The organism is Lacticaseibacillus camelliae DSM 22697 = JCM 13995, assembly GCF_001311195.1.
Taxonomy (GTDB): Bacteria; Bacillota; Bacilli; order Lactobacillales; family Lactobacillaceae; genus Lacticaseibacillus; species Lacticaseibacillus camelliae.
Genome location: NZ_BBAJ01000011.1, coordinates 1 through 26,268, shown reverse-complemented (window position 1 = coordinate 26,268; position 26,268 = coordinate 1). Strand labels below are relative to the sequence as shown.

General features: G+C 55.5%; 21 protein-coding genes and 7 pseudogenes. 23 read left to right on the top strand and 5 right to left on the bottom strand.

The features are described 5' to 3' along the window. The first annotated feature begins 29 nt into the window (after nucleotides 1-29). Nucleotides 30-794, top strand: coding sequence for an epoxyqueuosine reductase QueH (locus JCM13995_RS03420; protein ID WP_054662488.1), 765 nt, complete (start codon nucleotides 30-32; stop codon nucleotides 792-794). Nucleotides 795-1,391: 597 nt separating this feature from the next. Here JCM13995_RS03420 and JCM13995_RS03415 read toward each other — a convergent pair. From JCM13995_RS03415 to JCM13995_RS13615, 3 genes and pseudogenes are all read right to left on the bottom strand, one after another. Beyond that, nucleotides 1,392-2,150 carry a hypothetical protein gene (locus JCM13995_RS03415; RefSeq protein WP_156314301.1) on the bottom strand — a complete coding sequence of 253 codons (759 nt, stop codon included), beginning with the start codon at nucleotides 2,148-2,150 and terminating at the stop codon, nucleotides 1,392-1,394. Nucleotides 2,151-2,720: 570 nt separating this feature from the next. Further along, a pseudogene (locus JCM13995_RS03410) lies at nucleotides 2,721-5,510 on the bottom strand (cation-translocating P-type ATPase). Between the two features lie 296 nt (nucleotides 5,511-5,806). Then, nucleotides 5,807-7,170 (bottom strand): annotated as a pseudogene (locus tag JCM13995_RS13615) (aldehyde dehydrogenase family protein); the annotation flags it as partial. Between the two features lie 307 nt (nucleotides 7,171-7,477). Here JCM13995_RS13615 and cdaA point away from each other — a divergent pair. From cdaA to glmS, 4 genes and pseudogenes are all read left to right on the top strand, one after another. Next, nucleotides 7,478-8,321 (top strand): annotated as a pseudogene (gene cdaA, locus JCM13995_RS03395) (diadenylate cyclase CdaA). Further along, nucleotides 8,318-9,386, top strand: a pseudogene (locus JCM13995_RS03390) (CdaR family protein). The pseudogenes cdaA and JCM13995_RS03390 overlap by 4 nt, the downstream one beginning before the upstream one ends. Nucleotides 9,387-9,425: 39 nt before the next feature. After that, nucleotides 9,426-10,787 (top strand): phosphoglucosamine mutase, encoded by a 1,362-nt coding sequence (glmM, locus tag JCM13995_RS03385; RefSeq protein WP_054662476.1) that lies wholly within the window; start codon nucleotides 9,426-9,428, stop codon nucleotides 10,785-10,787. Nucleotides 10,788-10,998: 211 nt separating this feature from the next. Further along, nucleotides 10,999-12,809: pseudogene (gene glmS / locus JCM13995_RS03380) on the top strand (glutamine--fructose-6-phosphate transaminase (isomerizing)). 126 nt (nucleotides 12,810-12,935) lie between these two features. Here glmS and JCM13995_RS03375 read toward each other — a convergent pair. Continuing rightward, a complete protein-coding gene (locus tag JCM13995_RS03375; RefSeq protein ID WP_054662540.1) occupies nucleotides 12,936-13,244 on the bottom strand; it encodes a hypothetical protein in 309 nt (102 codons plus the stop codon). 249 nt (nucleotides 13,245-13,493) lie between these two features. On the opposite strand from JCM13995_RS03375, the gene JCM13995_RS03370 reads away from it, so the two are divergent. The 18 genes and pseudogenes from JCM13995_RS03370 to JCM13995_RS03295 all read left to right on the top strand — a co-directional run bounded on the left by JCM13995_RS03370 (nucleotide 13,494) and on the right by JCM13995_RS03295 (nucleotide 25,027). Continuing rightward, entirely contained in the window at nucleotides 13,494-13,958 is a 465-nt protein-coding gene (locus JCM13995_RS03370) for a VanZ family protein (RefSeq protein WP_054662473.1), read from the top strand. 72 nt (nucleotides 13,959-14,030) lie between these two features. Beyond that, nucleotides 14,031-14,783 carry a YebC/PmpR family DNA-binding transcriptional regulator gene (locus JCM13995_RS03365; RefSeq protein WP_054662470.1) on the top strand — a complete coding sequence of 251 codons (753 nt, stop codon included), beginning with the start codon at nucleotides 14,031-14,033 and terminating at the stop codon, nucleotides 14,781-14,783. Nucleotides 14,784-14,861: 78 nt separating this feature from the next. After that, entirely contained in the window at nucleotides 14,862-15,713 is an 852-nt protein-coding gene (locus JCM13995_RS03360) for an ATPase, T2SS/T4P/T4SS family (RefSeq protein WP_054662537.1), read from the top strand. Next, nucleotides 15,706-16,677, top strand: coding sequence for a type II secretion system F family protein (locus JCM13995_RS03355; RefSeq protein WP_054662467.1), 972 nt, complete (start codon nucleotides 15,706-15,708; stop codon nucleotides 16,675-16,677). Before JCM13995_RS03360 ends, JCM13995_RS03355 begins: the two co-directional genes overlap by 8 nt. Continuing rightward, a complete protein-coding gene (locus JCM13995_RS03350; RefSeq protein WP_054662464.1) occupies nucleotides 16,674-16,988 on the top strand; it encodes a prepilin-type N-terminal cleavage/methylation domain-containing protein in 315 nt (104 codons plus the stop codon). Before JCM13995_RS03355 ends, JCM13995_RS03350 begins: the two co-directional genes overlap by 4 nt. After that, nucleotides 16,985-17,110 (top strand): type II secretion system protein, encoded by a 126-nt coding sequence (locus JCM13995_RS17495; RefSeq protein WP_082397696.1) that lies wholly within the window; start codon nucleotides 16,985-16,987, stop codon nucleotides 17,108-17,110. The genes JCM13995_RS03350 and JCM13995_RS17495 overlap by 4 nt, the downstream gene beginning before the upstream one ends. 84 nt (nucleotides 17,111-17,194) lie before the next feature. Next, nucleotides 17,195-17,419: a hypothetical protein gene (locus tag JCM13995_RS03345; RefSeq protein ID WP_156314300.1), complete on the top strand. Its 225-nt coding sequence runs from the start codon at nucleotides 17,195-17,197 to the stop codon at nucleotides 17,417-17,419. Nucleotides 17,420-17,435: 16 nt separating this feature from the next. After that, nucleotides 17,436-17,732, top strand: a complete 297-nt coding sequence (locus JCM13995_RS03340) for a hypothetical protein (protein ID WP_054662458.1) — start codon at nucleotides 17,436-17,438, stop codon at nucleotides 17,730-17,732. Next, nucleotides 17,689-18,174: a type II secretion system protein gene (locus JCM13995_RS03335; RefSeq protein ID WP_056988977.1), complete on the top strand. Its 486-nt coding sequence runs from the start codon at nucleotides 17,689-17,691 to the stop codon at nucleotides 18,172-18,174. Before JCM13995_RS03340 ends, JCM13995_RS03335 begins: the two co-directional genes overlap by 44 nt. Further along, a complete protein-coding gene (locus JCM13995_RS03330; RefSeq protein ID WP_054662452.1) occupies nucleotides 18,155-18,367 on the top strand; it encodes a hypothetical protein in 213 nt (70 codons plus the stop codon). Before JCM13995_RS03335 ends, JCM13995_RS03330 begins: the two co-directional genes overlap by 20 nt. Before the next feature lie 70 nt (nucleotides 18,368-18,437). Next, a complete protein-coding gene (locus JCM13995_RS03325; RefSeq protein ID WP_054662449.1) occupies nucleotides 18,438-19,448 on the top strand; it encodes a class I SAM-dependent methyltransferase in 1,011 nt (336 codons plus the stop codon). Between the two features lie 13 nt (nucleotides 19,449-19,461). Further along, nucleotides 19,462-20,652: an acetate/propionate family kinase gene (locus JCM13995_RS03320; RefSeq protein WP_054662446.1), complete on the top strand. Its 1,191-nt coding sequence runs from the start codon at nucleotides 19,462-19,464 to the stop codon at nucleotides 20,650-20,652. A 52-nt stretch (nucleotides 20,653-20,704) separates the two neighbouring features. Further along, nucleotides 20,705-21,163: a hypothetical protein gene (locus tag JCM13995_RS03315; RefSeq protein WP_054662443.1), complete on the top strand. Its 459-nt coding sequence runs from the start codon at nucleotides 20,705-20,707 to the stop codon at nucleotides 21,161-21,163. A gap of 147 nt (nucleotides 21,164-21,310) precedes the next feature. Next, entirely contained in the window at nucleotides 21,311-21,964 is a 654-nt protein-coding gene (locus JCM13995_RS16670; protein WP_263849551.1) for an amino acid permease, read from the top strand. Next, nucleotides 21,885-22,687 (top strand): annotated as a pseudogene (locus JCM13995_RS17490) (amino acid permease). The gene JCM13995_RS16670 and the pseudogene JCM13995_RS17490 overlap by 80 nt, the downstream one beginning before the upstream one ends. Next, a pseudogene (locus tag JCM13995_RS03305) lies at nucleotides 22,680-24,031 on the top strand (amino acid permease). The pseudogenes JCM13995_RS17490 and JCM13995_RS03305 overlap by 8 nt, the downstream one beginning before the upstream one ends. Nucleotides 24,032-24,219: 188 nt before the next feature. Continuing rightward, nucleotides 24,220-24,417: a recombinase family protein gene (locus tag JCM13995_RS03300; protein ID WP_054662440.1), complete on the top strand. Its 198-nt coding sequence runs from the start codon at nucleotides 24,220-24,222 to the stop codon at nucleotides 24,415-24,417. A 79-nt stretch (nucleotides 24,418-24,496) separates the two neighbouring features. Next, nucleotides 24,497-25,027: a recombinase family protein gene (locus JCM13995_RS03295; RefSeq protein ID WP_225350696.1), complete on the top strand. Its 531-nt coding sequence runs from the start codon at nucleotides 24,497-24,499 to the stop codon at nucleotides 25,025-25,027. 313 nt (nucleotides 25,028-25,340) lie between these two features. Here the strand turns inward: JCM13995_RS03295 and JCM13995_RS14265 are convergent, their stop codons facing one another. Beyond that, entirely contained in the window at nucleotides 25,341-25,958 is a 618-nt protein-coding gene (locus JCM13995_RS14265) for a hypothetical protein (protein ID WP_156314299.1), read from the bottom strand. Nucleotides 25,959-26,268: the final 310 nt, after the last annotated feature.

Here is a 26,268-nt window from a genome sequence, read left to right as displayed (position 1 = left end):
ACTGGGAGCATCAAGCGGGAGGGGTGGCCATGCTCGAATACGAAACCATTGCCAGTCAGTTCGAGAAGGATCAGAAAATCAATTTTGATCAGATCCTGCAGCAGGTGATCGCCGGCTGGCAACAGACGGGCCGCCGTCCGCGGCTTCTGATGCACTCGTGCTGCGCGCCGTGTTCGACTTACACGTTGGAATATTTGACGCAGTATGCCGACGTCACGATTTACTACTACAATCCAAATATTCACCCGCGCATGGAGTACGAACGGCGCAAACTCGTGCAGGAACGTTTCATCGCTGATTTTAATCAGCGGACTGGGAACACGGTACGCTTCATCAGTGCCGAGTATCGCCCGAGCGATTGGCTCGCGCACACCAAGGCGCTGAAAGACGAACCCGAAGGCGGGGCGCGGTGCAAAGTCTGCTACAACTTTCGGCTGGACGCCGTGGCCCAGAAAGCCCGGCAGTTGGGCTTTGACTATTTTGGCAGTACCTTGACCATCAGCCCAAGTAAAAATGCGCAGTGGATCAACGAAGGTGGGCTGGAGATCCAACACATTTACAATGTGGCTTACCTGCCTAGCGACTTTAAAAAGCGTGGGGGTTACGCCCGCTCCGTGCAGATGTGCAAAGAGTACAACGTTTACCGGCAGTGTTACTGCGGCTGCTTATTTGCGGCCAAGGCGCAAGGCGTGGACCTCAAGCGCGTGAATCGCGAGGCCACCGCGTATGTTGCGCAGCACGAAGGCGATGATTTTAACGGGATTCAGTTTCGGCTTCACCGTCAGGCCCAGTAGCTCGCATTGAATGCGGGCTATTTTTGTCCTTGCCGGTTGTTTTTAGCCAGGCAGCGTCCTACATTAAAGACGGATGGAACCGGTTACGTCAGGAGGAGGCGAGAACGATGGCAAAAGAACCAGAGATACCAGGGCTTGGTGTCGACTACTCGTTGGTCTTTGATCAGCCCAGGAAGAGCGCGCGGTCCGCTTGGCGCTGAATCCGGTCGTGGCTTACCTGCGGCCCTACAAGGGCGGTTATCGTTTCAGCTCCAACCTCGGACCCACAGCGCTCAGTGTTCGCCTTAAGCGCGCACTGAACCTGCCGTCAAGAACGTTTACGCTTCAGTCAACCAGTGCGGCGTTCAATCCGCTATTCTAAGGTCGGCTGTTGCATGATTAGCCCAAAAGAGCCACCATTCCGGTTTGAATGGTGACTCTTTTAATCTACCCGCTGGCTTCTGCGAACCTGCTGATGAGTGGCGCTTGCGAGTGCGCGATCAGCCTCAAAGTCTAGCCAAGCCTGGTGAGTTGCCGGGTTCGCGCCGGGGTCTGGCAGCATCGAGGTTGGTCGGCCCGCTTTTAGCCACTGCTGACGGTAGTGATGAAGCTGATCCATCATCTTGATGCGCACGGCAGGTTTGCGCGCCGCCCATCCAGAAATTTTCGGGCGGATCGCACGCGTGCCATACTGACAAATTCCTCTTCTGGGTGCGGCGAAAAATCAACGAGGTGTTCCTTGGTCACCAGGCGCTGGATATGCCGCGCCCCGTCTAGCGCGGGCAATCGCCGCGCGCCTTTCACCAACCTTGTCAACGCTGATTTGCGGGTGGCGAGTTCTTTCTGGTGAAGACGCCGCAACTGACGTAACAAAGCCGGTGAGCTCTGGGTAAAAGCGTTCTCTTCCCGCCGCTGCAGCGTTTCTAGATCAATGTCTCCTGCCTGGTAGGCGGTCTGCCAAGCGGTGAATTGCTTGATTTGCCGCCCACGGAAGGACTGGCCACGCTGCAGCTTCGCGAGGCCGTTACGATCAAGCGTCGCAATGGCCCTTCGCACGGCGGTCAAGGCTTGGGCATGCTGACTGTGTAGCAGCGAGAACGAAAGCACCCAGCCGGTGACTGCCAGGCGCTCTCCCAGTGACCAGCTTGCCCCTCGGGCGGCCAGGGTCTTGGATAAGACAACGGTGACGATCTGACTCGGTAAAGCGAGCGGCTCGCCGCTTTCGGTCTGAAAAGTATCTGCATAGATCACCAGCAGCGGCACGTTCGCCACTTCACCAGTTGGGGTCAGGACACTGCGCGTCATTCCGTCGCAGACCCAGCCGGCCACGCGCAACGCAAAGCCGGGTGGTTTCTGAATGATGAGCTTAAAGGCCATTTTTGACGCCTCGCTTTCTCCTTTGCAGTCAGTGTACACCGCGTTAATGACAGCGAGAAGCGATTCGCCTCGGCCGGGCAGCAGTAACAGTGGCCACCAGCTCATTGACAAAAATCACCATGGCCGAGTCAAAATTTTTGCGAGTGGCCCTGACCCATGTTATCTTGACAGTGGAAGAAGGGAGCCGCGGCCAGCGCAGCCTTGGCATCACTACCCGGACACCTCCTGACGGTCCAACCCGCATTCTGGGTCGATCAGGCACACCGAGCCTTCAGATCTGTTTGGCGATGAAGCCCACACCGACACTGTGGGGCCCTTCAAGGGCGTGTGGAAGGATGCTGCTGCCACTTTCCTAGCTTAATCAAGCGACTTGCCGTGGTGACGCGGCAGGGGTAGCAGGGCGCCGGGCAACCGGAGCAATCAAACAGCCGCGAGGAGCGCGGCCAGGGACACCATTTCACGGCGAAATGGTGTCTTTGTCGTGCTTTTTTCAACGGACAGCGCTCTGGCATTGAAGCCGACAAAAAACCGACCAGTTTGACGTTCAAACTGGTCGGTTCAAAATGATGGCTAAGCGACTGCTTTACTAGTGATGCCCAAGCGACGCCGGTCGATCCACTTGCGTAGCTGTTCAATCAGGAAGATCGGAATTGGAATGGCGAAGAGGAAGAGCCAGTCGCTGCCTTGAAGCACTGTGGTGTTGAAGAGTTCCTGCACACCAGGCGTCATGGTCAGGAAGGCGAACAGAATGACTTCAAACACGATCCCGTACCAGACGCGGCGGTTGGAGAACAGGCCGACTTGCATGACCGAGGCCGTCTTGGTCCGGCAGTTCAGGGCGTTGGCGATCTGGGAGAAGACGATCGCGCCGAGCACCATGGTCGTCGCCCGGGAGTAAACCTGACCGGAGGCGGCTAGGGCGATGCTTGGCCAACCGTTTTGCACATTGACGAAGAAGTACGCAAACGTGGAAACGGCGGAGCTAATGAGGCCGTACCAGAGGAAGGCTTTCCAAACCACGGACTTGTTCATGAGGTGCGCGTTCTTGGCACGCGGTGGCTGCTGCATGATCCCAGGTTCGGCTCGTTCGGAGCCCAGCCCCAGCGCAGGCAGCATGTCGGTGCCCAGGTCAACGGTCAGGATCTGCATGACCGTCATTGGGAGTGGAATTAACCCACCGGAGAACAGGAACAGGGCGGAAGGCACGGCTTCTGGCACGTTAGAGGTCAGAATGTAGGTCAGGAACTTCTGCAGGTTAGAGTAGACGGTCCGGCCTTCCTCAATGGCGGCAACGATCGAAGCAAAGTTATCATCGGTGAGGATCATGTCCGCGGCGTCTTTGGCAACGTCAGTCCCGGTGACCCCCATGGCGACCCCAATGTCGGCCTTCTTCAGGGCAGGCGCATCGTTCACCCCGTCACCAGTAGAGGCAACAATTTCGCCGTTCTTTTGCAGGGTCGAAACGATCTTGTACTTCTGTTCAGGCGCAACGCGGGCAAAAATGATCTCACCCTTCAGCGCGTCCTGCAGTTCAGCTTCGCTCATGGCCTCAAGTTCAGTACCGGTCACGACGCGCGCTTTGTCAGAGGTCAGACCAATTTTGACGGCGATCGACTTGGCAGTCAGCGAGGAGTCCCCGGTGACCATGATGATCTTGATGTTGGCTTCATGGCACTTCTTGACGGCGTCGTAAATTTCTGGGCGCGGTGGGTCAGCCATGACAGTCAGGCCGACGAAGGTCAGGTGATTTTCGGCTTCTTCGATGGTCAAATTATCCAGTTGCTTCTGCTGATCAGATTCGGCCGGAATCTCACGGTAAGCGGCAGCCAGGGAACGCAAGCCAAGCTTGGCGTACTTTGTGTTTGCGACGTCAATGGCGCGGCGGTCATCGTCAGTAATCGGCCGAATCTTGCCATCGACCTGAATCGTGTCACACTGGTGCACAATGTCTGACAGCGAGCCTTTGACGCAGACGGCCAGGGTGGAATCATTGATCTGGTGGACCGTGCTCATCCGCTTACGGTCGGAGTCAAAGGAAAATTCCTTGACCCGCGGGGTTTCTTTATTGGCTGCGGCCAAATCGTAGCCAGCCTTTTGAGCGAGAATGATCAACGCCGCTTCGGTTGGGGTGCCTAGGATTTTAGGCTTGCCGTTGTCTTTATCCTGCTGAACCTGGGTATCATTGTTGAGGGCCGAAACGCTGATCAGCCGGTTCAACTCTGGTTCTTTTGCAGGATCGACTTTTTGCCCGGCAAGCTCAATGTGGCCATTGTTCACGTAGCCCTGCCCGGTGACGATGTATTCCTTACTACGGGTCCAAACATGGTTGACCGTCATCTGGTTCTGGGTCAGCGTCCCGGTCTTATCCGAACAAATCACAGTGGTTTCGCCCAGTGTTTCCACGGAGTTCAGATCCTTGACCAGTGCGTGCTTTTTAGCCATTCGGGTGACGCCTTGCGCCAGACTCAGAGAAACCGTTGGCAGCAGGCCTTCAGGGATGAAGGCAACAATCATGCCCAGTGCAAAGATGAACGCTTTGGCGACAGGGTAGTGAACGAAGAAAATCGAAGCGACGAAGAAGGCGATTCCGATGCCAATGGCAATGATGGAAATCTGCCGAGTCAGGTGATCCAACTCGATGGCCAACGGACTCTTGGCCTTTTTCTGTTGCTGCGTCAGCGCCGCAATTTTCCCAAACTCAGTGTGCATCCCGGTGGCGATGGCCACCGCTTTACCAGTGCCGGCACCAATGGTGGTCCCAGCATAAATCAGGTTGCTTTCGGCAAACTGACCTTCGCCTGGGTCGTATTTCACAAATTTGGACTCTGGTACTGATTCACCAGTCAGCGCACTTTGGTCAACTTGCATCGAGGTGGCCTCGATCAACCGGGCATCCACTGGGATCGAGTTGCCGGCTTGGAGCATGAAAACATCGCCAGGGACCAGCTCGGTGGCATTTTTTTGCTCCAATTTGCCATCGCGATAGACCTGCGTGTAGGTCGGCAGCATGGCCATCAGTGAATCTGTGGCTTTTTTTGGCCTGGAACTGTTGCCAGTAGCTGAACAGCCCGTTAATGATGTCGACCAACCAGATCGCGATCCCCAGTTCCAGCGTTCCGGAAAAGATCGCAACGAACCCGGACACCCACAAGAGAATCGCCATCAGACTGGTGAAGTTCTTAATGAATGCCTTGAAACGAGATTCACCCTGGGCTTTGGTGATCGTATTATCCCCGTACTGGGTGAGCCGCTTTTTTTTGCTTCGGCCTCACTAAGCCCAGTGGCGGTGGTATTGAGATCCTTTAGGACCTCATCAGGTGAATCAGTCGCGTACTGTGCTTTTTTTTCTGTCACAGACATAATCTTTCTAACCTCCACGTTTCGGCATGCGCCGAAAAAATGGCCCGGCTGGGCCGGGCACCCCAAACTTTACGGCCAATTGACCGTGTGGTTCATAGAGCCATTCTAACGCTTTGGCGCCGATTGAACACCCATTTTTGCGGTTTGTTCAAGCGCTTTAAACGGGTGCGCGCAAAACGCAGCCGACTCGCGATGGCAAGCCGTGCTGGCGTTTTAGCAAAATGAGAAATTGATTAATTTGCGTGAATCAAATCGCGCAATTCGCCGATCAGCTCGTTCGGATGACGGGTGGCGCGAGCGACGGTTTTAATGTTCAGCAGGTCCATGTCAGTCAGGTTATGCGAGATCGAGTTCTTGCCGTAAGAGCCGGTGCCAAGCGTTAACGACGGGGTCAGCTTGTTGAACAAGCCGCCAATGCCACCGAGTGAGGCGGGAGAATTGACCAAGATGCGGCAAGCTGGCATGCTTTCGCCAAATGCCGCAATGACCTTTTCGTCGGTCGTGTGGAGTGCCGCAGTGTGACCGAGGCCACCATAGTTGAGGAGGGCCTGGCACAGGTCGAAGGCGCTGGCCTGGTCATTGGCGATGTACAGGCCCAACACCGGGCAGAGCTTTTCCCCGGAAAGCGGGAAATTCTGGCCGATGCCGTCGAGCTTGGCAATCAGCAGCTTGGTGCCTTTTGGTACGCTGAGCCCGGCCTTCTTTGCAATCGTTTCTGCACTCTGGCCGGCGATTGGCCCGCGGACGGTGTGACGCTGAGGATCGATCACCGCGTCGCTGAGTTGCGCAATTTCAGTTTCAGGAACAAAGTAGGCACCGCGCTCACTGAAGGCTTTACGAACAACCGGGTAAATCTCGCGATCAACGACGATGCTGTTTTCGGAGGCGCACACCATCGAGTTGTCAAAAGACTTACTTAATAGGATATCGTTGACCGCAGCATCGATATCGGCAGTTTTTTTTCAATGTAGGCTGGCGCATTGCCGGGGCCCACGCCCAGTGCCGGTTTGCCGGTGGAGTAGGCCGCTTTGACCATGCTGGGGCCGCCGGTCGCGAGGACCAAAGCGACACCCTGATGGTTCATGAGTGCGCTGGACGCCTCAATGCTGGGGTGCTGAATGCACTGAATCAGCCCCGCTGGGGCACCGGCTTTGACGGCCGCGGCCTCCAGCACCTTGACCGTTGCCGCGCCGCACTGCTGAGCCTGCGGGTGCAGACCAAAGATGATCGCGTTTCTGGTTTTCAGGGCAAGAATCGCTTTGAAAATGACGGTCGAGGTGGGGTTCGTGACCGGCGTGACCCCAGCCAAAACACCGAGCGGTTCCGCATATTTGGTCAGGCCGTTGACTTTGTCGTCTTCGATCATGCCGACGGTTTTATCGTCCTTGATCGAATTCCAGATGTATTGACTCGCGTAGATGTTCTTGATGGCCTTGTCTTCTGCGTTGCCGCGGCCGGTTTCTTTCCACGCGAGGAACGCGAGGTCCTTCGCGTGCGCTCTGGCGGCAGTTGTGACCGCGCTAGTGACCGCGTCGACTTGCGCCTGGCTGAATTTAGAGTAGGCGTTGAACGCGAGCTGAGCGCGGCCAACCAACGTGTTGACTTCGGCGGCAGGGTCCGCCTGTTTATTAACTTGCTTGATTGCAGTAACTTTTGCCATGTTTGTTACATCTCCATGTCTTGATTACCTTCATCCTAACGCGTTGAAAATGGATGTAAACAAGGTGAAAACATGGTATAACAGGCATCAATCAGTGTTTCAGAAAACGTGCCTGGAGGCGGTGGACGACTTGAGACTGAGGAACTCTGTGTACATTTTCACGAGGTCATGAACTGGATGCAATCGAATTCATTCTGGCTGTATTGGTACAGAAAAATATTTTCCCGAAACAGTCACTGACAGGCCCGCAAAGAAGAACCCGGCGGCCGTGGTATAATAAGTCGATAATATAAATGGAGGACAGGCTATGCAGGATTTTCTCAGTAACATACTGCGCTGGTCAACGCTGACCAATTTGATCGATATCCTGGTCGTCTGGTATGTGGTCTACCGTCTGATCATGCTGGTACGCGGGACTAAGGCCGTTCAGCTGCTTAAGGGCGTCTTTGTGATCGTCGTGATCAAGATTGTTTCCCTTGTCTTGCAGCTGCACACTGTGGCTATATGTCGATATGATCATTACCTGGTCCGTGCCTGCGATGGTCATCATTTTTCAGCCGGAGATCCGGCGTGGCCTGGAACATCTTGGCCGCGGGTCGGTTCTGCCATGGACCAAAACCGACGAACACCAGCAAGAAGAGCGGTTGGTCAAGGAGCTGGATAAAGCGATCCAGTACATGAGCAAGCGGCGAATCGGGGCGCTGATCACCATTCAGAAAAACACTGGGCTCGAGGATTACATCGAGACCGGGATCCCAATTGATGCCGACGTTTCCGGCGAGTTGTTGATCAATATTTTTATTCCGAACACCCCGCTGCACGATGGGGCGGTCATCATTCGGGACAATCGCATTGCCGTGGCTGCCGCGTACCTGCCGCTTTCTGAGAGCAATTTGATTCCCAAGGAGTTGGGCACTCGGCACCGGGCGGCGGTCGGGATCAGTGAAGTGACTGACGCGTTGACCATTGTCATTTCCGAAGAGACTGGCGGCGTGACCGTGACGACCAACAATTACTTGATTCGCGATTTGACCCGCACGGATTACCTGAAGCTGTTCAGGGCCCAGCTGATTCCTCAAGATTCTGAGAAACAGAATTGGTTTCAGACGTTCTTCTCTGATTTGAAGCGCAAGGGAGGGACCAAGCGATGAAATTCAACTTCAGTAAGCTTTGGGACAGTAAGTGGTTCTACCGCATCCTCGCATTGGTATTAGCCATTGCGTTGTTTGGCTACGTCAACGCGGAGCAGATCAACCGGACGCAAAGCAATGGCAACAATGGGTCGGCTGTGACCGCCACGACCAAGCGGACCCTGCGCGTGCCGTTGGAATTAAAGGCCGATACGGACAAGTATTTCATCACGGGCTATCCGCAGCACGTCAGCGTTGATTTGGAAGGCAGTGCCAGTCTGGTCACCGTCACCGCCAACACGCTGAATTTTCGGGTGATCGCGGATCTCACCGGCCTTGGCGTTGGCACGCACACGGTCAAGCTCAAGGAACAAGCTGAACAAGGACCTGACCTACGCCATCAAGCCAGAGACCATCAAGGTGACCATTCAGGACCGGCGCACGCGTAAGATGCCGATCCAGGTCAAGTACAATGAAGATAGTTTAGCCCCTGGGTACACGGCCGACACGGCCCAACTGGGGTCGGAAACTGCTGAGGTCACCGGCGGCAAGGGCGAAATTAATCGCGTTTACCAAGTCGTTGCCAATGTTGTGCTGACGCGCAACACCAAGGCGGACGTCGACCAGGAAGTCCTGCTTCAGGCGCTGGATGAGGATGGGAACACCTTAAATGTCGTGATTTCACCGGCCACCGTGCACGTTCATTTACCGGTCAGCCTGCCAAGCAAGAAAGTCTCGGTGGTGCTGAAGCAGACTGGTACCGTTCCGCATGGGACCAGTTTCACCTTGAATACGGACACGACCAGTGCCACTATTTATGGCAGTCGGGCGGCTTTGCGCAAGATTGACTCGTTGACGGTCCCAATCGATGTTTCTAAAATCAATAAGAGCACCACGATTACGGTGCGGCTGACCGCAGCGGCGGCCGGAATTGTTTCCAGTGATCCACGTACCATCAAGGTGCATGTTACGCTAGTCACCGACCCAACTGCGAATGGCACCACAGGCAGTGGTGCTGGCAGCAGTAGTTCAAGCAGCGCAAGCAGCAGTTCATCAAGCACCGCCACTAGTTCGACTGAGAAATAACCTTCGCATTTAAAAAAATAGAGAAATGAGGCATTTGGCATGACGAAGTATTTTGGCACTGACGGGGTTCGGGGTATCGCAAATCAGGAACTGAGTCCAGAGCTCGCTTTTCGATTGGGGCGCTGCGGCGGCTACGTGTTGACCCAACACGCAAAAGACACCGCCAAAAAGCCTTTGGTGCTGGTCGCAAGAGACACGCGGGCGTCTGGCGAAATGCTGGCCGAGTCGCTGATTTCGGGCCTGCTGTCCGTGGGCATCGAAGTGCTGTCGCTGGGTGTCATCACGACGCCGGCCGTGGCCTACCTGATCAAGGTGCAAAGTGCCGATGCAGGGATCCAAATCTCTGCCAGTCACAATCCGGCCGAGGACAACGGCATCAAGTTCTTCGGGCCTGACGGCTACAAGTTGTCAGATGACACTGAGGACGAAATCGAAGCCTTGCTGGACGCTCCGGAGGACACCCTGCCGCGCCCGGCGGCCGAGGGGCTTGGCCACGTCAATGATTATCCAGAAGGCGCACTGAAGTATACGCAGTTTCTGGAGCAGACACTGTCTGACGATCTGACTGGCATTCACGTGGCACTCGATGCGGCTAACGGGGCGACAAGCGGTCTGGTCGCTCGGCTGTTCGCTGATCTGGACACGGAGTTTGAGACGATGGCAACGCACCCTGATGGCATCAACATCAACAAAGGCGTTGGGTCAACCCATCCGGAGGCCTTGGCCAAGTTTGTTGTGGACAAAGGGGCGCAGGTCGGCCTTGCCTTTGATGGCGACGGCGACCGCTGCATTGCGGTCGATGAAAAGGGCCAAATCGTTGACGGCGACAAGATCATGTTCATCTTGGGCAGTTACATGAAGGCACAGGGGCGGTTGAAGCAGGACACCGTCGTCACGACCGTGATGTCCAACCTCGGCATGTATAAGGCCTTGGAAGCAAACGGCATGAAGTCCGTACAGACGGCGGTCGGCGATCGGCACGTCTCAGAGGAAATGCGCGCTCACGGCTATAACATCGGCGGCGAGCAAAGCGGCCACGTGATTTTATTCGATTATCACAACACTGGTGACGGCATGTTGACTGGGATCCAGTTGCTGAACGTGATGAAGAAGACTGGCAAACCGCTCTCCGAACTGGCGGCGCCGGTTCACACATATCCGCAGAAGCTGGTCAACGTGAAGGTTCAGGACAAGAACAATTGGAAGCAGTATCCCGCGATTCAGGCGGCCATTGACACCGTCGAAAAAGAAATGGCCGGCGACGGGCGCGTGCTTGTGCGGCCCAGCGGGACTGAGCCGCTGCTGCGGGTAATGGCCGAGGCCAAAACCACGGATCTGGTCAATCAGTACGTCGATCAAATCGTGGCTGTGGTTAAAAGTGAAATGGGCGGCGAAGCGTAATCATTTTCTAATGGGTCCCTGGCTAGGGTAAAATCTAGTCAGGGCCTTTTTGTTTGCGAGAGCCACTATACCAATGTTTTAAAAAATACCTATACCACCGTTCAAAATAATTGACAGTGTTCCGCCATACGGCTATATTTGGTGGTACATCATCCAAACCAATTTGGCAAGAATGGTTTATACCAATATAAAAAAGAATGGACGTGTGACTATGTGTGGAATTGTTGGCGTTGTCGGTAAGAAGAATGCAACTGAAGTGCTGCTGAACGGCTTGGAAAAGCTGGAGTACCGTGGGTACGATTCCGCCGGCATTTATGTCAATGGGGGCAGTGGTCACGACTACCTGGTGAAACGGGTGGGTCGGATCAGTCAGTTAGTTGCCGGGGTGGGGCCAGAGGTCCAGGGCACGATGGGCATTGGGCACACGCGCTGGGCGACCAATGGGAAGCCGACGGTGGCCAATGCCCATCCGCACGTCTCCAACGACGAGCGTTTCTACTTGGTGCACAACGGCGTCATCACCAACGCGGCGGCTTTGCGGGCGAAGTACCTCAGTGATGTTGTCTTTGCCGGGCAAACTGACACCGAGGTCGTGGTTCAACTGATTGCCGCTTTTGCTCGTGACGGGCTGACCGCGAAGGCGGCATTTGCGAAGACCCTGAGCCTGCTTGAGGCTCATACGCCTTTTGCCTGGCTGATCGGACCGATCCGGCTCATCTGTACGTTGCCAAGAACAAAAGCCCGCTGCTGATCGGCAAGGGCGCCGGCTTCAACGTGGTTGCCTCAGATGCGCTGGCGATGCTGCAGGAAACCGACCAATTCATTGAGCTCAACGATGGCGAACTCGTGACGCTGACTGCAGACCAGATCACAATTGAAAATGCCGCGGGTGAGCAGTTGGACCGCGCCCCAATCACAGTCACCATTGATGCGGCCGATGCGGAAAAAGGCACGTTCCCGTTTTATATGCTGAAGGAGATCTCCGAGCAGCCAGCGGTGATGCGGCGCTTGGTTTCCCGCTATGTCGACGATGCGGGGACGCCGCAATTCGATTCGGCCATGCTCTCGGCGTTGGCGGCGGCCGACCGGTTGTACATTGTGGCGGCCGGCACGAGTTACCACGCCGGGCTTGTCGGCCAGAATCTGTTCGAGCACCTCGCTGGGGTGCCAACAGAGGCTTACTTGGCGTCCGAGTTCGGTTACCATCAGCCACTGCTTTCCGCCAAACCCATGTTTATTTTCCTCACGCAAAGTGGCGAGACGGCCGACATTCGCCAGGTCTTGGTCAACGTTAAACAGGCCGGCTACCCTTCCTTGACCCTGACCAATGTGATCACCTCAACGCTGGCACGAGAAGCAGACTATGCGGTTGAGCTAGGTGCAGGCCCTGAAATTGCCGTGGCTTCAACCAAGGCCTACACGGCCCAAGTGGCGGTCGAGGCGCTGTTGGCTAAAGCCCTGGGCCAGCACAAGGCACTGCCACTGGCTGCAGCGTTTGATGTGGCCCACCAACTGAGCCTGGCTGCCACCGGTCAGCAGGCGCTCATCGATCAGCAGGACAAACTCCATGAACTGGCCACAGAGATGTTTGCGCAAACCCGCAACGCCTTCTTCATCGGTCGCGGCACGGACTACTATGTCAGCCTCGAAGCCGCCTTGAAGTTGAAAGAGATCTCATATGTCCAGGCGGAGGGCTTTGCCGCCGGGGAGCTGAAGCACGGGACAATTGCGTTGATTGAGCAGGACACGCCGGTGGTCGCGTTCATCACCGATCCCATCACCGCGGCGCGCACGCGGAGTAATGCGGAAGAGGTGGAAGCCCGCGGCGCCAAGGTGCTGCGAATCGCTTCCGCGGCCTTGGCCGAGCCAGGCGATCAGTTGATCGTCGATGACCTGGATCCAATGCTCACCCCGCTGTTGACGATTATTCCGGGGCAACTGCTGGCCTACTTCACCAGCCTTGACCGCGGCTATGACGTCGATCGGCCGCGCAACCTCGCTAAGTCGGTCACGGTTGAGTAGCTGAGTTTAAAAAAAGCCCCCCACGATCTGTTCTGCGCATGTGTGCAGTTCGATCGTGGGGGGCTTTGGCGTTTCCTAGGCGAGTGACTTTGCCTGGCGCAGTTGGTTGCAGCCAGGTGAATACGCTCAGCCGATAAAGTTCTTACTTTGCAGCGCTTTTTCGGAGTAATCATCTGCCGGGCCATAGCCGTGGCCCAAAAGGTCGTTGATGTAAAGCCGGTTGTAGACAAACGAGAAGACCAGCCCCACGAGTGCCCCACCAAAGCCGAAGGTGGGGATGCCGAGGATGATCGTAATCGCTAATAGAATAAAGAACCATTTCCAGTCGCCGCGCACCAAGGGCACGAGCACCCCGAAAAAGAAGGTCGTCCATGAAAAGCCAATCTTTGCCTGCTTGATTTGCCGAGTCGCTGGATTTGTCAGATTTATTTTCATTTTTCCCATCCCAATATTTATTGACAGTGTTTTGCCTGCGCTAATTATAGCGAATTCTACGCGGTATAGACAGTGATTCCAGCGGCGGCGCCTCACCTGTGCCATTAGTGCTTCCACGCCTTAGGCCAAGGCGGCTGCCAGGTGGGGGAAGGGAGTCGTGTCGGCACCGGGGCTTGTGCTAAACTAATTTGAGCGGAGGGGTGTCGATGCTAAAAAAAATACAATTGGCTCTGGCTGGACCTGGGCCTCATGGTCGTCTTATTTATCAGTTCAAGCATGCCGTACCACGATCAAAGCATCGTGCCAGAGCTGCACGCACTACTGCCAGCGCATTCCGGTTGGGCGTGGCTGAACCACATTAGTTTTTACTGGGCGGCGCAACACGTCTCGATTAGCGCGATGGGGCTGGCCGGATTCGTTGAGTTCTTCGTCCGGAAACTGGCGCACTTTACCGTCTTTTGCCTAATCGGGCTGGCGGCTGTGCTGGGCTTGAGGGCGCGCGTCCAGCCGAGTTGGTTGAGACTGGTGCTGGCACTGCTCAGCAGCACCGGGGTGGCGGCGCTGGACGAGTTTCACCAAATGCTGACTGCCGACCGCACACCGCTGTTTCAGGACGTGATACTGGACACGGTTGGCGCACTCGTCGGGATCGGCATCGCGCTGCTGGTCACTCAGCGCCGCCGTCGGCCCAAGAAGCGCTCTGCGGCGCGTTGAACCGGCGCCTGTTTTTTTGCTATACTCAATAGCGTTTATGTGCATACTAATTTTTCGAAAAGAGGGTTTAAGATGTCAGGACATTCCAAGTGGCACAACATCCAGGGCCGTAAGAACGCTCAGGATGCCAAGCGCGGTAAAATTTTTCAAAAAATCTCCCGTGAGCTTTTCATGGCAGCAAAGCAAGGTGGTTCTGACCCAGACAACAACCCGTCGCTGCGGTTGGTCATGGATAAAGCCCGGGCAGCCAACATGCCCAAGGACAATATCAAGCGCGCGTTAGATAAAGCTGAGGGTGGCGACACCACTCAATACGATGAAGTCCAATACGAAGGATACGGCCCAGCCGGGATCGGCGTCTTGGTCGAAGCGCTGACCGATAATAAAAACCGGACTAGCTCCGATGTGCGCGTGGCCATCACGCGTCACGGTGGCACGATGGCCGGGGCCGGTGCGGTGTCTTACATGTTTAACAGCAAAGGCTACTTCGTGATCAACCGCGAAGGACTGGATGTCGATGAGGATCAAATGCTTGAGGCGGTACTTGAAGCTGGTGCTGAGGATCTCCAGACGTCCGACGACGAGTTTGAGATTTATACGGATCCCAAAGATTTTGCTGCGGTCCGCGATGCGCTGGAGTCTCAGGGCTTCCACTTCACGACTTCAGAGCTGACGATGGTGCCTGAAAACACCGTGCCGATTCCTGAAGATAAGCTTGAAACCTTCCAGAACATGATTGATGCGCTGGAAGATAATGACGACGTGCAGAATGTTTACACATCGGCCAGTGGCCTGACGAAGCCCCTGCCAACTAAGTTCATTTGAACGTGCTTGACCTGACACCCCTCAGATTTGAGGGGTGTTTTTGTGTGGCTGGCGAAATCTTTTGACGAGGTGAGAAAGATGGAGTCGGGATTGCTTGAGGTTTTTGCAAAAGCACGTGCTGTTTTCGCCAGTGACGTCTATTTTCTCTCCAAGCCGGAAGGGATTTTGGTGGTGGTGCGTACGGCCGCTGGGTGGGCGCAAACCGAGATCAAGTCGGCGGCGGAAGGCACCAGCTGGATCCGGGCCCTGAAATACGATGCCGGGATGAATGTGGCGGAAACGCGGCGGCCGCAGCTCGGAGCCTTGCCGTTAAATGAGCTGGGCGTCACTCTGCGCCTCAGCACCGTGGGTGATTACACGAATCAAGAGGCGCTGGTGGCGCGGCTGATTTATGGGGTGCCGGGGTTGGATCAGTGGACGGAACCCATCGTTAACGATCTGGTCACTCGGCTGGCTGATCATCGGATGCTGGCCTTGTGCGGGCCGACCGGCAGCGGCAAAACGACGTTACTTTATCAAGTGGCCATGGCCTTGGGGACGGCGCAGATGGTGATGACCATTGAGGACCCGGTGGAAATTGCGGCCCCAGAATTCCTCCAGCTGCAGGTCAACCCGGAGGCGGGAATGAGTTACGCCAGTCTGCTGAAGGCCGCACTGCGCAAGCGCCCCGATGTCTTGGTGATCGGCGAGATTCGCGATTTTGAGACCGCGCAGGCGGCCTGTGAGGCGGCGATTTCCGGGCACATGGTGTTGACCACCGTCCACGCGCAAACAGCGGCGCAGGTGCCGCTGCGTCTGATTGCGCTGGGCGTGGCTAAGCCGCTGGTCAATGCCGCGCTGAGGCTGAGCGCGGATGTGCGCTTGGTCAGTACGCCGGTCGTGCACCCGGTGGTATCAGTGGTCGTTCACAAGGAGGACAGCCATGCGTAAGCAGCGGATCCCGTTAGCCGTCCAGCTCGCCGTGTGTGAGCAACTGAGCCAGGTCCTCGCCGCGGGGTTTAATCTGCGTCAGAGCCTGCAAGTGGTCACCCTGACTTTTGACGCCCAGACGCCTGTGTGGACGGCCGTAGACCTGCAGCTGAGCGCGGGCACAAGTTTGGCCGAGAGCCTGGCGGCAAATCATTTTCACCCGCAGATTGTCGCGCAGCTGGCCCTGGCGGAACATCACGGTCAACTGGCCGATGCGCTGCACGATGCGGCTGAATTAGTGCGGGTGCAGACGGAAAGTCGCCACAAGCTGCGCCAACTCATGGTCTATCCGTTGATCTTGTTGGCACTGCTTGCGGTCATTCAGACCGTGCTGCTGGTTGGGGTGCTGCCCATGTTGGGCAGTACGCATGCCAGCTTTGTCCAAACTGAGTTGCTTGGCGCCGCGGCAGTGCTGGTTTTGGCTGCGGGCAGCTGGCTTGGCCTTCGCAGATTAAATGCAGTTGAGCGGGCCGGACTGTGGCAAAAAGTCCCCGTTATTCGCACCCTTGCGATCAATTATTACCGGTACCAATTTGTGAGCGGCCTGGCCCAATACTTGGCCGCTGGCTTGCCGCTGATCACTTATGTGGGCGCGCTTAGCGAAGCGGCAAACAATCCGTTGAGCCCTGTTGGCCAATCGGTCCAGGCCCGGCTGGAGGCAGGAGAGCCGCTTCAAGCGGCGCTTGAGCATCCGCTGATTTATGCCCCGGCCCGGCAATTGTTAATGCTTGGCCAGCCGCCGAAGCTCGTGCAGGCGGGAATGACGTTGTTTGCCAAGCAGTTGTTAAAACAGTTTGGGGAACGTGTGGAGCGCTGGTTGGCCGCGGTCCAACCAGTGATGTTTATCCTGATTGGCCTTCAAATCGTCATGATGTACCGAGAACTGTTGTTGCCGCTGTACGATCACTTAGGAGGATTACCATGAAGAAGCGCAAAGCGTTTACGTTGATCGAAGTCCTTGCCGCGTTGGCGCTCATCATCGTGTTGACGCTGACCCTGGTGGTCACGATTCAGGCCCAGGTCCGGCAGGCTAAAGTTCGCCAGAGTCAGGCCGTGGTGACAACCGTTAACGCGCAGATCGACATTGCCTACCAGCAGCCGGACAGCAGTAATGGCGACTTTACAAACCCTGATGCGCTGGTCAGGGCCGGCATCATCACCAGCGGTCAGCAAAGTCAGCTGGCGGACGTGGCGACTTATTCGCCGGGGCCACCGCCGGCCTATAAGGTCAAATGAGACGCGCGTTTACGCTGATTGAGGTCATCCTTGCCCTGGCCATTTTCATCATCATGAGTGCGGCCTCACTGGGAGTGGGCCGCGCCATTTTAGTTCACGAACGAGAGGAGCAGTTTTTTTAATCAGCTGATCAGCGACTGGAATCAACTGAGGCAGCACATCAAAGCCAACGACGACAAGGCTGGATGACCGTCACGGAGCGCTTGGTGAAGTTTCAAGAGCAAGGCGCGTTAGGCGCGAGCAGTTACGCGCTTGCGCTTCCGGATTCGCTGAGGGTTGTCCCAATTGGCGGGCAGACAGACGGGGACGTCAAAACCAGCAAGCTTCAGTACAAATTTTTCGGTACGGGGGCGGTGGACAGTGGCACCGTCGTGTTTCAGCGGGGCAGTGGCAAGTTTGTGAGGGTCGTGGTGCTGATGCAGTGGGGGTGATGGTACGAAAGGACGGGTGAGAAGCGCCAGTGTCCTAGCGGAGCACTTAGGCGCGCTGATCGTCACCGCCGTCATCGTGGGCTGGTTGACGCTGCTGGCCCGCCAGTATCAGGTGCAGGTGGCACCGGTGGCCCAAGCGGTGGCGGTGCGCTACGCCGCCCGGACGGCATTGGCCGCCCATCCAGGGACAGGTAAGACGACCATTTGGCTGGGGAAAAATGCCTATGCGGTGACAATCACAGACAGCGGTGTGGAGGTGCAAAAAGCAGATGGCCAAAAGTTCTGGTTTTCATTCCGCGATGACGCTCGCTGAGGTGTTGGTGGCGCTGGCGCTGCTCAGTGGGTTGTTTCTGATTTGGCGACCGGTGCTTGATGCGATCCGCCGGCTGCCGGACTTGACTGAGGAAATGGCCATGCTCGATGCGGAAAGCTCGCTTGCGGCGTACATGGCAGGATCGGCAGAGTTCAAAACCGTGCAGATCAATTCGTTGTATTATCTCGTTCCAGACCCCGCGCCTTTGAAAATCAATGGTCAGCCGTCGTACCGGCAGTTGAACTTAGAGGTGCGCCTCACGTCTTCGGGTTCTTATCTGCAGGGCTCCGGAACGACCAGTGGGCCGGGGACGACTCCTTTGATCTACAATGTCAAAAAAGTGGTGTACACGACCGTCCGCCCGGGAATCGTGCGTTATGAACTTTACTTTTTCCACGGCAGCCGGCTGACAGGAGTGCTCAATGACAAAACGACGCGCTAGTGCACTGATCAGCGCCATCATGCTATTGCTTTTGGTGACTCTGATCAGCGGGGCCGCCTTGCGCCAGTTTGCCATTTGGCGAGTGGCTTACGAACGGCGTCTGACCTATGAGCAAAAGGCTTTCGCTGATGCTTACGTCAGATGGAAACGTGTCCAATCCCCAAACGACGGGGATGAAGTTGTGCAACCTTGAACATTATCAACTTGAATAAGCCCCCGCGCACCGGTAAAATAGTTTTGTACGATTATAAGGGGGCAACAGCGTGGCCAACGAGCACATGGAATCACTGTATCAGGCATTAGACCAGGCGACCAGCCTGCTGCACAAGCAAGTGAAGACCACCTATCTTGAAGCCGCAACGGAGGCTGGTGAAGATCTGCAGTCCGGGACGATCAATGTCCAGGACGGGGTGCCGGATCAAGCCACCGTTGAAAAATTAACGGCTTTGTTTAAGCCGGTCGACCTGACGACCTTTTCCGCGGAGGAATGTCGCCAGGCGCTGCAGTTGGTGCTGGTCAAAGCCATCCAAATCGATGGAATTGAACCAAACAAACAGGTGACGCCAGACGCCATGGCCGAGTTGGCGACCTTCATCGCCAGCGTCTTTTTGAAGCCGGTTCCTAAGCAGCTAACGGTTGCTGATTTGGCGGTGGGTACTGGTAATTTACTGTTTGCGGTCATGAACCAGCTGAAGACGGCCTTGGGTGCGGAAGTCAAGGGTGTCGGCGTGGATAATGATGAGACGCTCTTGGCTTTTGCCGGGATGAGCAGTCAGCTTCAACACCAAGACGTCGACTTGCTGCATGAGGATGCCTTGGGGCCGCTGGCCACTCGCAATGCGGACCTCATCGTGTCTGACTTACCTGTCGGCTATTACCCGCTGGATGAGCGCGCAAAGCAGTTCGCAACCGCGGCCAAGAAAGGCCACTCGTATGCGCACCATCTGCTGATCGAACAGAGCCTGCGGGCGCTGAAAGCTGGCGGCCTCGGGCTGTTTTTCGTGCCGAGCACCGTCTTTCAATCCGAAGAAGCGGCGGGCTTAACGGCGTGGCTGACATCCAGTGCCCACTTCCAAGGGCTCCTGAACCTGCCGCAATCGTTGTTTGCCAAGGCGTCAGCGCAAAAATCGCTGCTGGTCCTTCAAAAGCCTGGTCAAGGGACCAAGCAGGCGAAGCAGGTGCTGCTTGGCAGTTTTCCGGAGCTGACAGACCGTGATGCCTTTAGTCAGTTCATTGACTCAGTGCACAGCTGGGCCGCTCAAAATCTAGCGTAGGAGAGATGTTCAAATGCCAAAAATTTTAGCAATCAATGCCGGTAGCTCAACTCTGAAGTGGAAACTGTTCAACATGCCCGCCGAAAAGGTCATCGCGGAAGGCATGGTCGATCGCATGGGCCTGCCGAATTCAGAATTTAAGGTCAAGTACGGCGACGGCCAGAAGTACGTGGTCAATCAGGACATTCCCACGGCTGATATCGCCGTCGACATGCTGCTTAAGGCCATGCTGGACCTTAAGATCATCAGTGACTACAAGGAAATCGAAGGCGTTGGGCACCGCATTGTTGCCGGTGGTGAGCGCTTCAAGGAGTCCGAAAAGCTCGACGAGAAATCCTTGAAGGAAGTCGAGGACCTTTCAGAGTACGCGCCTCTGCACAACCCGGCGGAAGCGGATGGCGTCCGCGCCTTCATGAAACTCCTGCCTGGGGTGCCAGAGGTCGGCGTGTTTGATACGTCTTTCCACACCACCATGCCGAAAATGAATTACCTGTATTCTATCAAGCCGGAATACTACGAAAAGTACGGCGCCCGTAAGTATGGCGCGCACGGCACCAGTCATCGCTACGTCTCCCACCGCGCTGCCGAACTGCTGGGCAAGCCGCTTGAGGAGTTGCGGATGGTCACGATGCACCTGGGTTCCGGGGTCTCAATCACGGCCGAAAAAGACGGTAAGTCCTTCGACACGTCCATGGGCTTCACGCCGCTTGCCGGGGTGACGATGAGTACCCGGAGCGGGGATATCGATCCGTCGCTGGTCGCGTTCCTGATGCAGAAATTGAACATCACCGACCCGGAAAAGATGATTGACATCCTGAACAAGGAGTCCGGCATTTACGCACTGTCGGGGCTTTCGCCTGACATGCGCGAGCTTGAGAAGACGCGCGACACGCGGCCAGCCTCTCAACTTGCCATCGATATCTTCGCCAACCGGATCATCAAGTATGTCGCCGGCTACGTTGCGGAAATGGGTGGGGTCGATGCCCTAGTCTTTACCGCCGGGATGGGCGAAGGCGACATCGTGATGCGCAAGCGGATCATTGATGGCCTTTCCGTATTCGGGGCTAAGATCGATGACGAGCGTAATAATGTGATGGCCAAGGAACGGCTGATTTCTAGTGATGATTCCAAGGTCAAGGTCCTGCTGGTCCCAACCAATGAGGAACTGATGATTGCGCGTGATGTCGTCCGGCTTGGCAAGTAGTCAAAAATCGGCCCGTGACGGCCGATTTTTTAAATGAAGGGAGAGAAGCACGATGACGATTTTTAGTTATGTTTACCTAGCCGTCTTTGTGGTTGCCGTCGCCGTGCTGATCTACGTGCGCACGCAGCTGGTCTTTGCAGCGCGTCCTAACCACTTTTTCCAGTGGTTCTACTGGGCTGCCGCGGTCATGATCGGGATCTTCACGGTGCTGACGAGCCGCACGCCGGCTGATTACATCAGCGGGTTCTTCATCACCGGGATGCTCGGCCTGTTCGGGTTTTGGCGCAACGGCATCACGCCGGACTCGCTGATCACTCGGATCGGGGCCGTCCGCGGCCTTGATTCGCTGACCGCACTGCACCTCTCAGTGCTCCCAACGGGCTTGACCGAGCTGGCGGCAATGGCGGGCAGTGTGACCATTGCCAAGCTGCGGTTCAAGCAGTCGCCTGCTGTGATCAAAGCTTTTTTTGGACAAAAGACCGAACCGGCGAGGGTTATCATTGATCAGTGAGATAATTTCATCAAAGCTTTAAGAAAGTGAACAAAGCCGTGGCCTCATCACATTGAGGCCGCGGCTTTTGTGCGTCAGCGGCGGGCTGGGCTTTGAAAGGCGGTAAAACCACTATTACAATAGAATTACGATATCGGAGGGAAATACATGCAAGCCAAACCGCAGCAAGAATTATCTCGCAGTCTAAAAGGACGTCACGTTCAGCTGATTGCCATTGGCGGCACCATTGGGACGGGGTTGTTTCTCGGCGCTGGTCAATCCATTCACGTGGCGGGACCGTCGATCCTTTTGGCGTATTTGATCGCCGGGTTGGTGTGTTTCCTGATGATGCGGGCGATGGGGGAGCTCTTAATGTCCGACCTGTCCCAGCATTCCTTTGTTGATTTCATCAAGCGCTACCTTGGGAAGCGCGCCGGCTTTGTGGTCGGGTGGACTTACTGGATCTGTTGGCTGGCGATCGCGATGGCGGAGGTCACTGCCATTGGCCTGTACATTCGGTTCTGGTTTCCTACCTTGCCGCAGTGGCTGCCGGGACTAGTCGCGCTCGTGATTTTGCTGCTGATGAACCTGATTTCGGTGGGTGTGTTCGGGGAAACCGAGTTCTGGTTTGCGTTGATCAAAGTTGGGGCCATCATCGGGCTGATCATCATCGGGTGCTGGATGATTGCCGTGCATTACCCGACCGCCAGTGGTCACGCCGCCGTTTCGAATCTCGTCAACTATGGGGGCTTTTTTTCCCAAGGGGCTGCATGGGTTCCTCGCTTCGTTTCAAATGGTGACGTTCAGTTTTGCCGGGATTGAAATGGTTGGCATGACGGCGGGCGAAACCGCCAATCCGAAAAAAAAGTCATTCCCGAAGCCATCAATGAATTACCGCTGCGAATCATTCTTTTTTTTACATCGGCGCGCTTGCGGTGATCATGTGCATCTACCCGTGGTCGGCGGTGTCGCCGAACTCGAGCCCCTTCGTTCAGGTGTTCAGCAATGTGGGCATCAGGCAGCGGCCGATATCATCAACTTCGTGGTTCTCACCGCCGCGGCGTCGGCCTGCAACTCCAGTCTTTTCACCACTGGGCGGATGCTGTTTTCTTTGACCATTGGCACCAAGAATTCGGTCCTGAAGCCCTTCGGCAAGTTGTCACGGCGTCAGGTCCTGCGAATGCAATCTTGGGGTCTGCGGCGCTGATCGCCATCGCTGTGCTGCTCAATATCTTTCTGCCCAGCGCCGTATTCACGTTAATCTCCAGCGTGGCGACGACGAGCTTCTTATTTGTGTGGGGGATGATCATTCTCGCTCACATTCGTTATCGCCAGCAGAATCCCCATCCGCAAGGCTATGTGGCCCCGTTTTACCCGGTCGGTGATTATTTGGTCTTGCTGTTCTTCGTAGCAGTTGCTATCATCATGCTTATGTCTAAAACTACCGCGATTCCGGCGCTGCTGGCTGCCGCCTGGGTGATTCTCATCAGCCTTGGCCGCTTTTGGCACGACCGTCGCGAACGGAAAGGACCCTTGCATGGCTGACAAAAATTCTCAAGATGAACTTGCCCGCAATCTGTCGGCCCGTCACATTCAGCTGATGGCCATTGGCGGGACCATTGGGACCGGACTCTTTTTGGGGGCCGGTCAATCGATACACGTTGCCGGACCGGCGCTGATCTTTGCCTACTTGCTGGCCGGGGTGATGTGTTTTTTTCTGCTTCGCGCGTTGGGTGAGCTGCTGCTGGCCGATTCCGGTGACCGGTCGTTTCTCGATCTCATTCGGCATCACCTGGGGCCTCGAGCCGCTTTCGTCACCGGCTGGACGTATTGGTTCTGCTGGGTCGCCATTGCCATGGCCCAGGTCACCGCGATCGGGGTTTACATCCGGTTTTGGTGGCCAAGCTACCGCAGTGGCTGCCGGCGCTGGTTGCACTGGTGCTGCTGCTGGCAGTCAACCTGAGCGCGGTGGGGTCGTTTGGCGAGTTCGAGTTTTGGTTTTCGATGATCAAAGTCGTCGCGATTGGCGCCTTGATCGTCATTGGCGCATTCATGATTTTTGGTCACGCGCCCACCACTGCAGGCGCAGCAAGCCTTGCCAACTTGACCGGCCACGGTGGCCTTTTTCCCAAGGGGCTGTGGGGCTTCATGCTGTCGTTTCAAATGGTGGCTTTCTCCTTTACCAGCATCGAGCAGGTGGGGCTAACGGCCGCCGAGACCCATGATCCGAAGCGCACGCTGCCGCGGGTGCTCAATTCGCTGCCTGTTTTGGTCATTGTGCTGTACGTCGGTGCGCTAATTGTTCTAATGAGTATATTTCCGTGGTCAAAAGTTGCGGCAAACGGCAGCCCGTTTGTGCAAGTGTTCAATAGTCTGCACATTCCCGCCGCGGCCAGCATTGTCAACTTCGTGGTGCTGACCGCCGCCGGTTCGGCCTGCATGGCGGCGATATACAGTGCCGGGCGTTTGTTGTTTGAACTCAGCATCACCCGGCCGCGGCTGCATGCACTGGCCAAACTGTCAAGGCGCCAGGTCCCGGTGCGCAGCTTGCTGGTCAGCAGTGGGGTCATCGCCGTCGCAGTGGCACTGAACGCCGTGCTGCCGGCCTCTGTGTTCACCCTCGTCACAAGCGTTGCCACGGTCTGCTTCCTGTTTGTTTGGATGATGATCATCATCGCCCATTTGCGATATAAGAAACGTCACCCCGAACGCGGGCTGTTCTCGGCGCCGCTGTTCCCACTTGGTGATTGGTACGTCCTAGTATTTTTAGGCTTTGTCTTCGTGGTGATGTTTTTCAGCTGGGACACTGCCATCGCCACTGCTGCAGCACTGGCCTTGCTGCTGGCGCTTTCAGTGCTGGCGCAGTTGCAGCATCCAAAGAAGTCGTGAGTCAGTAAGTGAAAACGCACCGTTAGCGCAGGGGATAAGCAAATTTGCTTATCGGCGCGCTTGCCGGTGCGTTTTTGCTTGGGGTCGACTAATCGTGATTGACTAACTGACACCAAGGCAGTAGAATATTCCTGATTATTCAGAACTTATATGCAAAAGTCATTCCCATGGCCGAGGAGGTCGCAGGCATGAATTATGGTTATGCACGGGTCACATCGGCAGCTGAGACAGTTGGTGCTCAGGTTGCGCAGCTCAAAAAGTATGGCGTTGGTCAGGTTTTCAAAGAAAAATACACTAACAAGCGCGTGAATCGGCACCGCCTCAATTCATTGCTGAACCAGGTGCGGCAGGGTGACACGATCACGGTGACGAGACTGAGTCGCTGACTGCCAGCCCGAGCGAGGCACTGAATCTGATTAAGACGTTGCGGGAAAAAGGCGTTGCCTCAATGTTCTCAATTTGGGCGTGATCGACGACACGATTGTTGGCCGGCTGACTGTTAGAATTTTGGCGGCAGTCGTGGAGATGGAAAACAGCGGCATTGTTGAGCGCACCCAGGCGGGCAAGAATTTTGCCAAGGCGCACAACCCGGACTATCGTGAGGGCCGCAAGCCGGCCCTCACGCCAGAGCAAACGCGCAAGATGCTCCAACTGATCGACGAAGCCGGCAAGTCGCAGGCTGAGGTCGCCAAGCTGCTCGGCGTTTCGCAGTCGACCATTTCGCGAACCTATCGCACTGAAAAGCTAAAGATTCAGGCGTATGCGGAAGATGGCGATATCAGTGCAGCAAGCGCCTATGACCGCCTGGGTGAAGGCGGTCGGGCAATTGTTGCACAGGCTCAGGCGGATGGTAGTTGGCCCATTGAAGACCCGATTTATGATCAAAAGCCGGCGGGTGTTGATGACGTCGCGGATGATGAGTTGCCCGGTTTCAGCGCGCAGATTAAAAAGTCTCTTGGCGATCTAATCAAAGAAAATAATACGCAGCCTAAATAGCATTTAAAGCCTGAAACCCAGAAAAGACGCTGAGTGAGGGCTTTTTCTTTCAGAACTGAATAGTGCTGCAAACATACTCGCCTTTTTATACAGCTGTAAATTTAGTTTTTTTGCTGGCAGGGAGTCGCTCATTGTTAAGATAGGTGAAGTCTGAATATGCCTTTAATCATCATGGAAACATCAAGAACAGGGCGTAAACTCTGATTTTGTAAATGAACAGAGAACTACAAAATGGCCACTCCGAGTTGGAGCGGCCGCGACTGGTTTAGACAATTCAATCTGTACTTGGTGGCAGACAGAAGTGAGCTTCGATTTATTGTCCTGGCTTGGACAATGAACTTGCGGGCTGAGTCTTTCGAATATAAACAGCACCACGATTGATTTCAGCACCTCGGCCTAAAGTGTAGTAACTGACCTGAATGACGTACAGGTGGTCACCTTCACAAAGCAAACCAACGGGTTCGACACTGGCCTGATTGTTTTCATCCTTGAGATAGACCAGCTGGTCAAGATCATCGAGTCGTGATTTTGCGCCCAGCGCGCTGAGGCTATTATTCACTTGGTTGACTGACAGGAGGTGTGGGTGGGGCATGTGGCGTGGTTGTCTGGTAAACAATTGGTCGAACAGTGTACCCGTTAACGCGTCCTTCAAGGTAGCGTAATGCGTCTGGTGATAAACCGTTCCCTGATATAATCTGCCGCGGTTACTGATCCACGGCGATAATATGGTACTGGCCCGCCGCCGTGGTGAGCTGAGGTGACCGTTTTCAGCTTGAAGTGAAATGGCGGTTCCTGTTTCGACCCAAACTTGTCTGGGTTGCTTCAGGACACTCGAAGTGTGTGCCCGGACTGCTGAATGACTGGTTTGATTGCAACCGGTAAGCAGCACCATGCTTGTAAGCACGGCCAATAAAGCGAGTAGCTTTCTCACGAGTCTGCTCCCTAGTTTTCGTCCAGTGTAAACCCGCTGGGAGATAATGAGTGACTTAGCTATTTTGGATTGGAGAAATCTTAATCAGCGGCCGCATGAAGCGAGAATGGGGGGTGTGATTGGGACGCATTAGTTGGTGGTTAACGCAGAGTGCCAATCATATTGAAATATAGTTTCTTGCGATGAGGCTCTATCACAGGATGTGGTCATAAAGTTTAAGCCAACAGGAAATCGATGCAAAACAAAACGCAAAGAAAGCCACATTAGCGGCATCCCTACCGAATAGTAAAAGACTTCTACCCTCAATTTT